This window comes from Streptomyces katrae, from assembly GCF_000966975.1.
GTDB classification, from domain to species: domain Bacteria; phylum Actinomycetota; class Actinomycetes; order Streptomycetales; family Streptomycetaceae; genus Streptomyces; species Streptomyces katrae.
The window spans coordinates 1-13,276 of the sequence record NZ_JZWV01000591.1 but is presented as its reverse complement, the minus strand read 5'-3'; the positions used below and the strand labels follow the sequence as shown (position 1 = coordinate 13,276).

The 13,276-nt window shown below is 72.5% G+C and carries 13 protein-coding genes; 6 read left to right on the top strand and 7 right to left on the bottom strand.

Annotated elements, in window-relative coordinates; genetic code table 11:
• The 4 genes from VR44_RS21285 to VR44_RS21270 form a co-directional block, all read right to left on the bottom strand.
• On the bottom strand, nt 1-1,114 hold a 1,114-nt coding region (locus VR44_RS21285), incomplete at its 3' end, for a GGDEF domain-containing protein (RefSeq protein ID WP_045949152.1).
• A 76-nt stretch (nt 1,115-1,190) separates the two neighbouring features.
• Nucleotides 1,191-2,000 (bottom strand): enoyl-CoA hydratase/isomerase family protein, encoded by an 810-nt coding sequence (locus VR44_RS21280; protein ID WP_045949150.1) that lies wholly within the window; start codon nt 1,998-2,000, stop codon nt 1,191-1,193.
• A 31-nt stretch (nt 2,001-2,031) separates the two neighbouring features.
• Nucleotides 2,032-3,207: an adenylate/guanylate cyclase domain-containing protein gene (locus VR44_RS21275; RefSeq protein WP_045949149.1), complete on the bottom strand. Its 1,176-nt coding sequence runs from the start codon at nt 3,205-3,207 to the stop codon at nt 2,032-2,034.
• Between the two features lie 315 nt (nt 3,208-3,522).
• Complete coding sequence (locus VR44_RS21270; protein WP_045949148.1) at nt 3,523-4,389, bottom strand: biotin--[acetyl-CoA-carboxylase] ligase; 867 nt, start codon at nt 4,387-4,389, stop codon at nt 3,523-3,525.
• Nucleotides 4,390-4,520: 131 nt separating this feature from the next.
• Here VR44_RS21270 and VR44_RS21265 point away from each other — a divergent pair, with 131 nt between their 5' ends.
• From VR44_RS21265 to VR44_RS21255, 4 genes are all read left to right on the top strand, one after another.
• Nucleotides 4,521-6,113, top strand: coding sequence for an acyl-CoA carboxylase subunit beta (locus tag VR44_RS21265; protein ID WP_045949147.1), 1,593 nt, complete (start codon nt 4,521-4,523; stop codon nt 6,111-6,113).
• 21 nt (nt 6,114-6,134) lie between these two features.
• Nucleotides 6,135-6,347, top strand: a complete 213-nt coding sequence (locus tag VR44_RS21260) for an acyl-CoA carboxylase subunit epsilon (RefSeq protein ID WP_045949151.1) — start codon at nt 6,135-6,137, stop codon at nt 6,345-6,347.
• A 97-nt stretch (nt 6,348-6,444) separates the two neighbouring features.
• A complete protein-coding gene (gene mmpB, locus VR44_RS48475; RefSeq protein WP_094191805.1) occupies nt 6,445-6,579 on the top strand; it encodes a morphogenic membrane protein MmpB in 135 nt (44 codons plus the stop codon).
• 12 nt (nt 6,580-6,591) lie between these two features.
• On the top strand, nt 6,592-7,200 hold the full coding sequence (locus VR44_RS21255; RefSeq protein WP_094191804.1) for a Maf family protein: 609 nt from the start codon (nt 6,592-6,594) through the stop codon (nt 7,198-7,200).
• Here VR44_RS21255 and VR44_RS21250 read toward each other — a convergent pair.
• Nucleotides 7,181-7,606, bottom strand: coding sequence for a hypothetical protein (locus VR44_RS21250; protein ID WP_045949145.1), 426 nt, complete (start codon nt 7,604-7,606; stop codon nt 7,181-7,183). The genes VR44_RS21255 and VR44_RS21250 overlap by 20 nt on opposite strands.
• A gap of 378 nt (nt 7,607-7,984) precedes the next feature.
• On the opposite strand from VR44_RS21250, the gene VR44_RS21245 reads away from it, so the two are divergent.
• Nucleotides 7,985-9,748: an acetyl/propionyl/methylcrotonyl-CoA carboxylase subunit alpha gene (locus VR44_RS21245; protein WP_045949144.1), complete on the top strand. Its 1,764-nt coding sequence runs from the start codon at nt 7,985-7,987 to the stop codon at nt 9,746-9,748.
• 167 nt (nt 9,749-9,915) lie between these two features.
• Here VR44_RS21245 and VR44_RS21240 read toward each other — a convergent pair whose 3' ends face one another.
• Together VR44_RS21240 and VR44_RS21235 are read right to left on the bottom strand one after the other, a co-directional pair.
• Complete coding sequence (locus VR44_RS21240) at nt 9,916-10,845, bottom strand: DeoR/GlpR family DNA-binding transcription regulator (protein ID WP_045949143.1); 930 nt, start codon at nt 10,843-10,845, stop codon at nt 9,916-9,918.
• 233 nt (nt 10,846-11,078) lie between these two features.
• A complete protein-coding gene (locus VR44_RS21235; protein WP_045949142.1) occupies nt 11,079-12,518 on the bottom strand; it encodes an NAD(P)H-quinone dehydrogenase in 1,440 nt (479 codons plus the stop codon).
• A 208-nt stretch (nt 12,519-12,726) separates the two neighbouring features.
• On the opposite strand from VR44_RS21235, the gene VR44_RS21230 reads away from it, so the two are divergent.
• Nucleotides 12,727-13,164, top strand: coding sequence for a gamma-glutamylcyclotransferase family protein (locus VR44_RS21230; protein WP_007266087.1), 438 nt, complete (start codon nt 12,727-12,729; stop codon nt 13,162-13,164).
• The last annotated feature ends 112 nt before the right edge of the window (nt 13,165-13,276 follow it).

Below are 13,276 nucleotides of genomic sequence, written 5' to 3'. Positions count from 1 at the left end.
ACTGCCGCCCCCGGAACCGCCGCCGCTCGCCCGGCGCCTCCCGGGCCGCCGCGTCGGCCAGCCGGACCACCGCCGTGTCCCGTCCCGCGACCACCGGGCCCACCGACCGGGCGGCCTTCGCCTTGTACTGGGCGGCGTCGGCCAGCCGGAACAGCCGCCGGGAGGACTTCACCGGCCCGATCGGGTCCCCGGTGGAGGCGACCCCGCAGGCCACCCCCTCCCCCAGCTCCAGCGCGGCCGCCCGTACGCACACCTCCTCGGTGACCCGTACCACCTCGTCCGCCGAAGGGCCGACGCTGACCAGGCAGAACTCGTCCCCGCCCAGCCGCGCGACCAGGGTGCCCGCGAGCATGGCCCCGCACAGGCTGAGCACCGAGCCGAACCGTTCCAGCAGCCGGTCGCCGGTCGCGTGCCCGAGGGTGTCGTTGACCTTCTTCAGGCCGTTGAGGTCGCAGACGACCAGGCTCACCACGGCCCCCGTGCGCCGGTGCTCCTCCAGCGCCTCGTCGAGCCGCATGTCCACGGCCCGCCGGTTGGCCAGGCCGGTCAGCGGGTCGGTGAAGGCGAGGCGCCGGGCCTCCTCCAGGCGCTCGTTCTGCGCCAGCCCCGCCGCCACGACGGCCGCCAGGACGGTCGCGAACTCCGCGTCGGTGCCGTCGAAGCCGGGCAGCCCGTCGTTCCGGGCGACGTACAGCTCCCCCCAGGCCCGCCCGCTGAGCACGATCGGCGCGACCACGCACGTCCCGCGCCCGCGCGCCCGCAGGGCCGCGCTCCGGCGCCCCGGCCGGCCGCCTTCGGCGGTGTCGACCCAGGCGTGCGGCCCGCCGCCCCCTACCCAGCGCTCGTGCAGGAACTCGGTGATCTCGGGGAAGTCGTGGACGGGGTAGGACTCGTCCTCGGGGAACTCCTCCTCCCCGGGCCGCAGCTCCCCCTCGTTCACCAGGACCCGCAGCCGGCCCCGCTCCCGCTCCCAGGCGGAGATGGCGGCGAAGGAGCCGTCCATCGCCAGCCGCGCCCCCCGGGCGGCGGCCCGGACACTGTCCCGCGGCGCGCAGGCCGCCGCCATGGCCTGCGCGAGGCCCACGACGGCCCGAAGCCGTCCGTCAACTCCCATCACCCCAGATTAGGGAGTTTTATCCGATTAAGTGATGGATGCCACGAGTTTCAGCGGCACGGAAAGGGGTTTCCCCCTACTCCCCCGGCCACTCCGGCTTGCGCTTCTCGTTGAACGCAGCCACGCCCTCCGCCCGGTCGCCCGAGAAGGCCACCGTCCGCCAGGCCGCGTCCTCGATCTCCAGCCCGGCCGCCAGGTCCATCCCGTGCCCCAGCCGCAGCGCCCGCTTGGCCGCCCGCAGCCCGACCGGGGAGTTCGCCGCCATCGCCGCCGCCAGCTCCAGGGCCCGCGCACGGTCCCCGCCGGCCGGGGCCACCTCGTCGACCAGCCCCAGCGACAGCGCCTCGGCCGCCTCCACCCGGCGGGCCGTGAAGATCAGCTCGGCGGCCCGCGCCGCCCCGACCCGGCGCGGCAGCAGCTGCGTACCGCCGCCGCCCGGGATCACGCCCACCGAAACCTCCGGCAGCCCCACGACCGCCGTCTCGTCGGCCACGATCACGTCGCAGGCCAGTGCCAGCTCGAAGCCGCCGCCCAGCGCGAACCCGTGCACCGCCGCGACCGTCGGCATCGGCAGCTCCAGCACGCCCCCGTACGCACCGCGGGTGGTGGGCCGCTGCCGCACCAGCTCGGCGTCCGACAGCGAGTTGCGCTCCTTGAGGTCCGCACCCACGCAGAAGGCCCGCTCGTGCGTCGAGGACAGGACGACGACCCGTACGCCGGAATCGGCGGCGAGCGCGTCGCAGGCGGCGGAGATCGAGCGCGCCATCTCCGTCGAGACGGCGTTCATCGCCTTGGGCCGGTCCAGCACCAGCTCCGCGACCACCCCGCGGTCACCGTGCCGCCGCACCGCCACGAACTCCCCGAATCGGGCTTCGTTCCCGCCCACGGCACACTCTCCCCGGAAAAGTTAACGAACGTTACCCGGGGATCTTAGGCGTCCGCCGCGACAACGACCAGGGCTCCACCACACCCAGTCCGCGCACCGGCCGCTGCCACATCGGCTGGAGCGCGAAGCGGTACGAGCCGCCGCCCTCCTCGCTCTCGGCGTCCTTCTCGGACTTCGGCGCCGCGCCCGTACGGCTCAGCTCCTCGGCCATCGCGCCGTCCACCAGCACCGCGTCCTTGGGCGCTATGGAGGTCAGCCGGCTCGCCAGGTTCACCGTCGTCCCGAAGACGTCGCCCATCCGGGTCGTCACCGTCCCGAACGCGATGCCCACGCGCAGCTCCGGCATCTGCGCGTCCGCCTCCATCGTCTCGATCAGCCGCAGCGCGATCTCCGCCGCCGTCGCCGCGTCGTCGGCGCAGTACAGCACCTCGTCACCGAGCGTCTTGATCAGCCGGCCGCCGTGCGCGGCGACCAGGTCCGCCGCCGTCGTCTCGAAGGACTCGACCAGCTCGCCGAGCTCCTCCTCCTCCAGCCGGCGGGTGAGCCGGGTGAAGCCCACCAGGTCCGCGAAGCCCACCGCGAGCCGCCGGTCGACCATCTCCTCGTCGTCCGCGACCTGCACCACCCGGCCCGTGGCCGCGGCCAGCTGGCGGCGCCACACGTAGACGAGGAACTCCTCCAGCTCCGGCAGCAGCAGCTCGACCAGCGGGTACGTGACCTCCGTACGGGTCATCCCGGGCTCCGGCGGCTCCGTCAGCCCCTCCAGGAAGGAGTCGATCTGCCATTCCGCCAGCCGGGCGGTGGTCTGCCCCGTGGAGCGCGCCACCTGCACCGCCATCGGCTCGCTCAGCAGCCCGGCCTCGACCAGGCCCGCGAGGCGCCGCAGCGCCAGCACGTCCGCCTCCGTCAGGGCCCTGGCCTGCCCGATGTCCGCGAAGCCCATGGCCCGCCAGAAGCGGGAGGCCAGCTCCATCGACACACCGGCGCTGCGGGCGGCCTGGAAGGGCGTGTAGCGCCGCTCCGCGCCCAGGATGAGCTGCTCCAGCCGGATCGCGAGCGGATCGGCCGTGGGCTGCGCCGCGTGGTCGACCTCGTGGAAGGGCGTGTGCCGGTCCCGTCCGATCGGCGTGCCGGGATTGCCCGCGGAGCCGGACGAGGACGCGCTGGACGTTGAGTCGCCGACGGTCAAGGGCCGCCTCCTGTCCATTCCGTGCGCGTCCGGGGAGCCCGATCGGGATCGCCTAAACCATACGGCAGGTGTGCCGTAGCTCACTCACCCCTCTTCTCGGGAGGCTCTCCGCCTCCGGGGCGCCGGAGCCCGGCTCACGGGTCCGTGCGTGCTCGAAAACCGCTCGTCCCTCGCGGTTTCCTCCGCACACCCGGACCCGTTCCCCAGGCGCGCCCCTCCGGCTCAGAGCCTCGTGCCCGCTTCGGCCAGACAGGTCACCCGCTGGGCCGGACCCCCGGCCCGGACCCCGGTCCCGGGACCCCGGACACCGGCCCCCCGGCCCCGGCGCGGTTCCTACCGCACCTGTCGCAGATGCACGACGTCACCCGCGCCCACCGCCACCCGCTCCCCCTCGGCCGTCCGGATCACCAGGTGCCCGTCGGTGTCCAGCGCCTCGGCCGTACCGGTGAGCTCCCGGCCCCCCGGCAGGTCCGCCCGGACGTGCCGGCCGAGCGTGGCGCAGCCCGCCGCGTACGTCTCCTGCAGCCCGCTGTCCCCCGGGTCGCCGGCGGCGTCGCGCCAGCGCCCGTACCACTCCTCCAGCGACCGCAGCACGGCCTTCAGCAGCGGCTCCCGGTCGGTCACCGTCGCCTTCGCGAGGGCCAGGGAGCCCGCGGTCGGCACGGGGAGCTCGTCCTCGGTGAGGGTCACGTTGAGCCCGATCCCGATGACCACCCCGTCGCCCACCCGCTCGGCGAGGATCCCGCCGGCCTTGCGCTCCTCGCCCTCCACGGTGACCAGCAGGTCGTTGGGCCACTTGAGCAGGGTGTCCACGCCCGCCGCCCGCGACAGCCCGGCCGCCGTGGCCACCCCGGCGAGCAGGGTCAGCCACGCCCACCGCTCCTCGGGCACGCCCGGCCCGGGCTTGAGCAGTACGGAGAAGAACAGTCCGGACCGGGCGGGCGCGACCCAGCTGCGGTCGAGCCGTCCACGACCGGCGGTCTGCTCCTCGGCGACCAGCACGGCCCCCTCGGGCAGTTCCGCGGCCCGCGCGGCGAGGTCGGTGTTGGTGGACCCGGTGGAGGCGACGACCTCCAGCGAGGTCCACAGTCCGTCTGCGGAGACCAGCGCCCGCGAGAGGGCGGAGGCGTTCAGGGGCGGCCGGTCCAGGCTCGACCAGCGTCCCTGGGGCGCTCCGGCTGAAGCATCTTGTGGAGTCATGCAAGCAAATGTAGGTGTGTCAAACGCCGCACTGCCGAGCGCCATGCCCGCCGATACGCTACGCACCAGTAGCCAGCAGCAGTCAATCAATTGACCAGGCAGTTGACACCACACAGGGAGCCGCGACCCCGATGTCCCAACCCTCAGAGCCGATCGACATCCACACGACCGCGGGCAAGCTCGCGGACCTGCGGCGCCGAGTCGAGGAAGCCACGCACGCCGGTTCCGGGCGCGCCGTCGAGAAGCAGCACGCCAAGGGCAAGCTGACGGCACGTGAGCGGGTCGCGCTGCTGCTGGACGAGGGGTCGTTCGTCGAGCTGGACGAGTTCGCCCGGCACCGGTCGACCAACTTCGGCCTGGAGAAGACCCGCCCGTACGGCGACGGCGTCGTCACCGGCTACGGCACGGTGGACGGCCGTCCGGTGGCCGTGTTCTCCCAGGACTTCACGGTCTTCGGCGGAGCCCTCGGCGAGGTCTACGGCCAGAAGATCATCAAGGTGATGGACTTCGCCCTGAAGACCGGCTGCCCGGTCATCGGGATCAACGACTCCGGCGGCGCCCGCATCCAGGAGGGCGTCAGCGCGCTGGGCATGTACGGCGAGATCTTCCGCCGCAACGTCCACGCCTCGGGCGTGATCCCGCAGATCAGCCTGGTCGTCGGCCCCTGCGCCGGCGGCGCCGTGTACTCCCCGGCCATCACCGACTTCACGGTCATGGTCGACCAGACCTCGCACATGTTCATCACCGGCCCGGACGTCATCAAGACGGTCACCGGCGAGGACGTCGGCTTCGAGGAGCTGGGCGGTGCGCGCACCCACAACTCCACCTCGGGCGTGGCGCACCACATGGCGGGTGACGAGAAGGACGCCATCGAGTACGTGAAGTCGCTCCTCGCGTACCTGCCGTCGAACAACCTGTCCGAGCCCCCGTCCTTCCCGGAGGAGGCGGACACCGAGGTCTCCGAGGCCGACCTCGAACTCGACGTGCTGATCCCGGACAGTGCGAACCAGCCGTACGACATGCACACTGTGATTGAGCACGTGCTGGACGACGGGGAGTTCCTGGAGACGCAGTCCCTGTTCGCCCCGAACATCCTCACCGGCTTCGGCCGCGTCGAGGGACACCCCGTGGGCGTGGTCGCCAACCAGCCGATGCAGTTCGCCGGCTGCCTGGACATCAACGCCTCCGAGAAGGCCGCCCGCTTCGTACGGACGTGCGACGCCTTCAACATCCCGGTGCTGACCTTCGTCGACGTGCCGGGCTTCCTCCCCGGTACCGACCAGGAGTACAACGGAATCATCCGGCGCGGGGCGAAGCTGATCTACGCCTACGCCGAGGCCACCGTCCCCCTCATCACCGTCATCACCCGCAAGGCCTTCGGCGGCGCCTACGACGTCATGGGCTCCAAGCACCTCGGCGCGGACCTGAACCTGGCCTGGCCGACCGCCCAGATCGCCGTCATGGGCGCGCAGGGCGCGGTGAACATCCTGCACCGGCGCACCCTGGCGGAAGCCGCTCCGGAGGAGGTGGAGGAGACCCGGGCCCGGCTCATCACCGAGTACGAGGACACCCTGCTCAACCCGTACACGGCCGCCGAGCGCGGTTACATCGACGCGGTGACCATGCCGTCCGAGACCCGCGCCCACGTGGTGAAGGGGCTGCGGCAGCTGCGCACCAAGCGGGAGTCGCTGCCCCCGAAGAAGCACGGCAACATCCCCCTCTAGGCCCCCGAGGAGCTCACAGTGATGATCAAGGTCGTCAAGGGCAACCCGACCCCCGAGGAGCTGGCCGCCGCACTGGCGGTGGTCCGACTGCGCGCGGCGGCGCTGGCCTCGGCGCCGTCGGGCGCGCCCCGGGTGCCGGACGAGTGGTCGGCACCGGGCCGGGTGGCCCGTCGGCACGCGCTGCGGCCCGGTCCGCGGGCGTGGGGCCGTACGTACTGGCCCCACCAGGGCTGAACCCGCGCGGCGCCCCGCGGAAAATGGCGCGAACGGACGGTGGCGCCTGAGTACGGGTACTCAGGCGCCACCGCCGTGCCGGGGAAAGGATCGGAGCATGCTCTGGTCAGACCCGAAGGACGAGCCGCCGAAGGACATGCGCGACGCCCAGGCGATGCTGCGGCGGATGCTGGTGGTGCTGCTGCTGGCGACGCTGGTGGGCATCTACGTCCTCGGTGTGGCCCCGTTCTAGGGCCGCCCTACGATGGCCCCCATGACCGTACGCACGCTCGTCCTCGCCTCCGCCTCCCCCGCCCGGCTGAACCTGCTGCGGCAGGCCGGCCTGGCCCCGCACGTGATCGTCAGCGGCTTCGACGAGGACACGCTGGACCACGACGAGCCCGCCGGGCTGGCGCTGGCCCTGGCCGAGGCCAAGGCGGGCGTGGTGGCGGAGCTCCCGGAGGCCGCCGGCGCGCTGGTGATCGGCTGCGACTCGGTGCTGGAGCTGGACGGCGAGGCGCTGGGCAAGCCGGCGGACGCGGCGGAGGCCACGGCCCGCTGGAAGTCGATGCGGGGGCGGGCCGGCGTCCTGCGTACGGGGCACTGCGTGATCGACACGGTGACGGGGCGCCAGGTCTCGGCGACGGCCTCGACGACGGTCCGCTTCGGCGAGCCGACGGACGCGGAGGTGGCGGCGTACGTGGAGAGCGGCGAGCCGCTGCACGTGGCCGGGGCGTTCACCCTGGACGGGCTGTCGTCGGCGTTCATCGACGGCATCGACGGGGACCCGGGCAACGTCATCGGCCTGTCGATGCCGCTGCTGCGCGCCCTGCTGGGCGAACTGGGCGTGTCCATCACGGAGTTGTGGGTCTGAGCCGCCGCTCGGGCACCCCGTCGGCGTAGAGGGTCAGGGTCCCCGCGATCAGGCAGAGGACCGCCATCGTCGCCGCGAAGGCGCCCCAGCCGACGAGGGCGGCGGCGAGGGCGCCGAGCACCCCGTGGGTGACGGCGGCGGCGACGAGGACGACCCGGGCGGTACGGCCGGGCGGCCGGTCGCGCACGGCGGCGACGGCGAGGAGCACCCCGGTCAGCAGGAGGAAGGCCCCGATGGCCGCCCCCAGCCCGTAGGTCGCCTTGGACATGAGGTCCGGATCGCTGCCCTGTATGGACATCGACTGGTCCGCGGTCGTCCGGCCGAGGACCAGATGGACGACCACGAGCACCGCGGCTTCCACGACGAGCGCGAGCGCGCCCAGCCCCGCCACGAGTCTGCGCAGCACGACGCCCCCATCCCTCCCACGCCACAAGCGTGTTCGATGTCTGGGAGGCTACTAACGAGTAAACCCGCGGACAAGAGGCGGGGGCGGCTCCCTTGTGCGACGGGCGCCGTGACGGCTCTCACGCAAAGATTGCCTAGGCCGTTCGTAGGGACTCCACAAAGAATCGACGGGGGCCGCTGACCCGCCGAACAGAGACCTCCGACGCGCCACGGGGTTACTGTGCAGTCGGGGATCTCCCTGACCTGGGCCGACACAAGGGTTTTCACACTCAAGGGGCACTCGCATCACGCTCTGTGTGGGCAAGCTCACCACCGGGGAAGGGTCGTAAGGCCGTGTCGGCAGTCCCTAAACTCAGCTTGTTTCAAGGAGGGAGCCATCGTGCGCAAGGTGCTCATCGCCAACCGTGGCGAAATCGCTGTCCGCGTTGCCCGGGCCTGCCGGGACGCCGGGATCGCGAGCGTAGCCGTCTACGCCGATCCGGACCGGGACGCTCTGCACGTCCGCGCGGCAGACGAAGCTTTCGCGTTGGGCGGTGACACCCCGGCCACCAGCTACCTCGACATCAGCAAGGTGCTCCAGGCCGCCGCCGACTCGGGTGCGGACGCCATCCACCCCGGATACGGCTTCCTGTCGGAGAACGCCGACTTCGCCCAGGCCGTCCTCGACGCCGGCCTGACCTGGATCGGCCCGCCGCCGCAGGCCATCCGCGACCTCGGCGACAAGGTCGCCGCCCGCCACATCGCCCAGCGCGCCGGCGCCCCCCTCGTCGCGGGCACCCCCGACCCGGTCTCCGGCGCCGACGAGGTCGTCGCCTTCGCCGAGCAGCACGGGCTGCCCATCGCCATCAAGGCCGCCTTCGGCGGCGGCGGCCGCGGCCTGAAGGTCGCCCGCACCCTCGAAGAGGTCCCCGAGCTCTACGAGTCCGCCGTCCGCGAGGCCGTCGCCGCCTTCGGCCGCGGCGAATGCTTCGTCGAGCGCTACCTCGACAAGCCCCGCCACGTCGAGACCCAGTGCCTGGCCGACTCCCACGGCAACGTGGTCGTCGTCTCCACCCGCGACTGCTCGCTCCAGCGCCGCCACCAAAAGCTCGTCGAAGAAGCCCCGGCCCCCTTCCTCTCCGAGGCCCAGAACGCCGAGCTCTACGCCGCGTCCAAGGCCATCCTCAAGGAAGCCGGCTACGTCGGCGCCGGCACCGTCGAGTTCCTCGTCGGCACCGACGGCACCATCTCCTTCCTGGAGGTCAACACCCGCCTCCAGGTCGAACACCCGGTCACCGAAGAGGTCTCCGGCATCGACCTGGTCCGCGAGATGTTCCGCATCGCCGACGGCGAGGAACTCGGCTACGACGACCCCGCCCTGCGCGGCCACTCCTTCGAGTTCCGCATCAACGGCGAGGACCCGGGCCGCAACTTCCTGCCCGCCCCCGGCACCGTCACCAAGTTCGACGCCCCCACCGGCCCCGGCGTCCGCCTGGACGCCGGCGTGGAATCGGGCTCGGTCATCGGCCCCGCCTGGGACTCCCTCCTCGCCAAGCTGATCGTCACCGGCGCCACCCGCGAGCAGGCCCTCCAGCGCGCCGCCCGCGCCCTGGCGGAGTTCAACGTGGAGGGCATGGCCACCGCCATCCCCTTCCACCGCGCGGTCGTCGCCGACCCCGCCTTCGCCCCGGCCGACGGCAACCCGTTCACGGTCCACACCCGCTGGATCGAGACCGAGTTCGTCAACGAGATCCCGGCGTTCACGGCCCCGGCCGCCGAGGACAGCGAGGAAGAGCCCGGCCGCGAGACCGTCGTCGTCGAGGTCGGCGGCAAGCGCCTGGAGGTCTCCCTCCCCTCCTCCCTGGGCATGACCCTGGCCCGCACGGCCGCCGCGGGCGGCGCCAAGCCCAAGCGCCGCGCCGCCAAGAAGTCCGGCCCGGCCGCCTCCGGCGACACCCTCACCTCCCCGATGCAGGGCACGATCGTCAAGGTCGCGGTCGAGGAAGGCCAGCAGGTCAACGAGGGCGACCTCATCGTCGTCCTGGAGGCCATGAAGATGGAGCAGCCGCTCAACGCGCACCGCTCCGGCACCATCGTCGGCCTCACGGCCGAGGTCGGCGCGTCCCTCACCTCCGGCGCCACCATCTGCGAGATCAAGGACTGACGTCCCCGCACCTCACGAAGGCCCCCGTCCGGGTTCACCGGGCGGGGGCCTTCGGCCTTCCGGTCTGCGGCGGGCCCGCTCACGCCTCCGGCCGGTGTCCGACGGGCCGCCCTGGCGGGGACGGCCCGGTGGACACCGGCCGGTGGCGTGACGGGGGGAACGCGCGGCTAGCGGCGCCGCATGTCGGCGACGCGGGCCCGCTCCCCCGCCTGCTGCTCCAGCAGCCCCGCGGGCGCGCTCCGCAGCTGGGTGGTGGGTCCACCGCGCCGTTGTACCGGCAGCGGAGCGTCCCGCCGCGGCCTGCGCCCCGGCATGCCCTCCCCGGCGCCCCCGTGCCCGCCGGAGGCCGGTGCGGAGCCGGCCACGGTGATCTGGACGCCCTGGTCGGCCAGCGCCTGCAGCTCGGTGGCGGCCCGGTCGTCGTGCGGCGGGGGCTCGTCCGTCACGAGCCGCGTCATCACGTCCGTCGGCACCGTCTGGAACATGGTGTCGGTGCCCAGCTTCGTGTGGTCGGCGAGGACCACGACCTCCGCCGCCGCCTGCACCAGCGCCCGGTCCACGCTCGCGGAGAGCATGTTGGACGTGGACAGCCCGCGCTCGGCGGTCAGACCGCTGCCGGACAGGAAGGCCCGCGAGACCCGCAGCCCCTGCAGGGACTGCTCGGCGCCGCTGCCCACGAGGGCGTAGTTCGACCCGCGCAGCGTGCCGCCGGTCATCACCACCTCCACCCGGTTGGCGTGCGCCAGGGCCTGGGCGACGAGCAGTGAGTTGGTGACGACGGTCAGGCCGGGCACCCGGGCGAGCCGGCGGGCCAGCTCCTGGGTCGTGGTGCCCGCGCCGACGACGACGGCCTCGCCTTCTTCGACGAGACCGGCCGCGACGTCGGCGATGGCGGTCTTCTCCGCCGTCGCGAGATGGGACTTTTGCGGAAAGCCGGACTCCCGCGTGAAACCGCCCGGCAAAACCGCACCGCCGTGCCGGCGGTCGAGGAGTCCTTCGGCCTCCAGTGCCCGCACGTCCCGCCGTACGGTCACTTCGGAGGTCTGGACGACGCGGGCGAGCTCACGGAGCGATACCGCTCCGTTGGCCCGCACCATTTCGAGGATCAGTTGGCGACGTTCAGCAGCGAACACGAAACTGACAGTAACCCCAACGACCGTCTGGTTTCAGCTCCTTGCGCCGGAATACCGAAGTTGTCCATACGGTGGGGCGACAAGTGGTATACGCGTCCGAACGGACACCCCGTGTCCACCCGGACGCCACCGCCCGGCCCCGAACCCCGCCCCAACCCCGGTACGGGCAGGGGCGGTTGGCCGGGCGGCGCCCGGACCTACGCCTCTCCGGCGGTCTTGCGCGTGTGCAGCTGGCGGGCGACCTCGGCGATCGAACCCGACAGCGAGGGGTACACCGTGAACGCGTTTGCGATCTGCTCGACCGTCAGGTTGTTGTCGACGGCGATCGAGATGGGGTGGATCAGTTCGCTCGCACGCGGCGAGACGACCACACCGCCGACCACGATCCCGGTGCCCGGGCGGCAGAACAGCTTCACGAAGCCGTCCCGGATGCCCTGCATCTTGGCGCGCGGGTTGCGCAGCAGGGGCAGCTTCACGACACGGGCGTCGATCTTCCCGGCGTCCACGTCGGCCTGGGTGTAACCGACAGTGGCGATCTCGGGGTCGGTGAAGACGTTCGAGGAGACCGTCTTCAGGTTCAGCGGGGCCACCGCGTCACCGAGGAAGTGGTACATCGCGATGCGCCCCTGCATGGCGGCCACGGACGCCAGCGCGAAGACGCCCGTCACGTCACCGGCCGCGTACACGCCCGGCGAGGACGTCCGCGAGACCTTGTCGGTCCAGATGTGCCCGGACTCCTTCAGCCGGACCCCGGACTCCTCCAGGTTCATGTCCTTGGTGTTCGGGATCGCGCCGACCGCCATCAGGCAGTGCGTGCCGCTGATGACCCGGCCGTCGGAGAGGGTGACCTCGACCCGGTCGCCGACCCGCTTGGCGGACTCGGCGCGCGAACGGCCGATGACGTTCATGCCGCGGCGCCGGAAGACGTCCTCCAGGACGGCGGCCGCGTCCGGGTCCTCACCCGGGAGCACGCGGTCGCGCGAGGAAACCAGCGTCACGCGGGAGCCGAGCGCCTGGTACGCGCCGGCGAACTCGGCACCGGTCACACCCGAGCCGACCACGATCAGCTCCTCGGGGAGCTCCTCCAGGTCGTAGACCTGGGTCCAGTTCAGGATCCGCTCCCCGTCGGGCATCGCGTCCGGGATCTCGCGGGGGGTGCCGCCGGTGGCGATCAGGACGGCGTCGGCGGTGAGGATCGTCTCCGTGCCGTCGGCCGCGGTGACGATGACGTCCCGGGTGCCGTCGATGCCCTGCGGTCCGCCGAGCTTGCCGCGGCCGCGCATGACGCGGGCACCGGCCCGGGTCACGGACGCGGTGATGTCGTGCGACTGGGCGAGCGCGAGGCGCTTCACGCGCCGGTTCACCTTGCCGAGGTCCACGCCGACGACGCGCGCGGCCTGCTCGATGGGCGGGGTGTCGTCGGCGACGACGATGCCGAGCTCCTCGTAGGAGGAGTCGAAGGTGGTCATGACCTCGGCGGTCGCGATGAGGGTCTTGGAGGGCACGCAGTCGGTCAGCACCGACGCCCCGCCCAGACCGTCGCAGTCGACGACGGTCACCTCCGCGCCGAGCTGGGCCCCCACGAGGGCCGCCTCATACCCGCCGGGTCCGCCGCCGATGATCACGATCCGGGTCACGAAAACTCCGCCTCACGTCTGCCCGGCCGGCTGCCGCCCCGGCCGGCGATCCGGGGGGTCTCCCCGGGGGATGCATTCCACGCCCATTGTCCCGCACGCTTCAAGGTGCTCCACTCCCGGTCCCGCTCACATGTCCCACTCCCGGTCCTGTCATCCGTGCGCCATCCGGGCACGCGTACCGGGGCACCCCTCCCGTACCCTCGACCTCATGTCGCTCTACGCCGCGTACGCCGGCAACCTCGACCCGCGGCTGATGACGCGCCGCGCTCCGCATTCGCCGCTGCGCGGCACGGGCTGGATCAACGACTGGCGGCTGACCTTCGGCGGCGAGCAGATGGGCTGGGAGGGCGCCCTCGCCACCATCGTGGAAGCCCCCCGCCAGCAGGTCTTCGTCGCCCTGTACGACATCGCGCCGCTGGACGAGGACTCCATGGACCGCTGGGAGGGCGTCGGCCTGGACATCTACCGCCGCATGCGCATCCGGGTCCACACCCTGGACGGCGAGGAAGCCGCCTGGTGCTACGTCCTGAACGGCTACGAGGGCGGCCTCCCCTCCGCCCGCTACCTCGGCGAGATCGCCGACGCGGCGGAATCGGCGGGCGCCCCGCACGACTACGTGATGGAACTCCGCAAGCGCCCCTGCTGACCCTGCGGCGGAGCCCGAGCTTCCTTCCGGCCGGCCCCGTCGAAATCAAGCCCCGCCTGGGGCCCCTCCCAGCGGTAGCCGGGGGAGCTTGAGGCGGAAACGGAGAAAGGGC

Coding starts and splice junctions, on each gene's coding strand:
- mmpB (WP_094191805.1), top strand. CDS start 6,445: ATGCTCTGGTCAGACCCGAAGGACGAGCCGCCGAAGGACATGCGCGAC.
- VR44_RS21265 (WP_045949147.1), top strand. CDS start 4,521: ATGTCCCAACCCTCAGAGCCGATCGACATCCACACGACCGCGGGCAAG.
- VR44_RS21270 (WP_045949148.1), bottom strand. CDS start 4,389: ATGACTCCACAAGATGCTTCAGCCGGAGCGCCCCAGGGACGCTGGTCG.
- VR44_RS21230 (WP_007266087.1), top strand. CDS start 12,727: ATGTCGCTCTACGCCGCGTACGCCGGCAACCTCGACCCGCGGCTGATG.
- VR44_RS21260 (WP_045949151.1), top strand. CDS start 6,135: ATGATCAAGGTCGTCAAGGGCAACCCGACCCCCGAGGAGCTGGCCGCC.
- VR44_RS21240 (WP_045949143.1), bottom strand. CDS start 10,845: ATGGTGCGGGCCAACGGAGCGGTATCGCTCCGTGAGCTCGCCCGCGTC.
- VR44_RS21255 (WP_094191804.1), top strand. CDS start 6,592: ATGGCCCCCATGACCGTACGCACGCTCGTCCTCGCCTCCGCCTCCCCC.
- VR44_RS21275 (WP_045949149.1), bottom strand. CDS start 3,207: ATGGACAGGAGGCGGCCCTTGACCGTCGGCGACTCAACGTCCAGCGCG.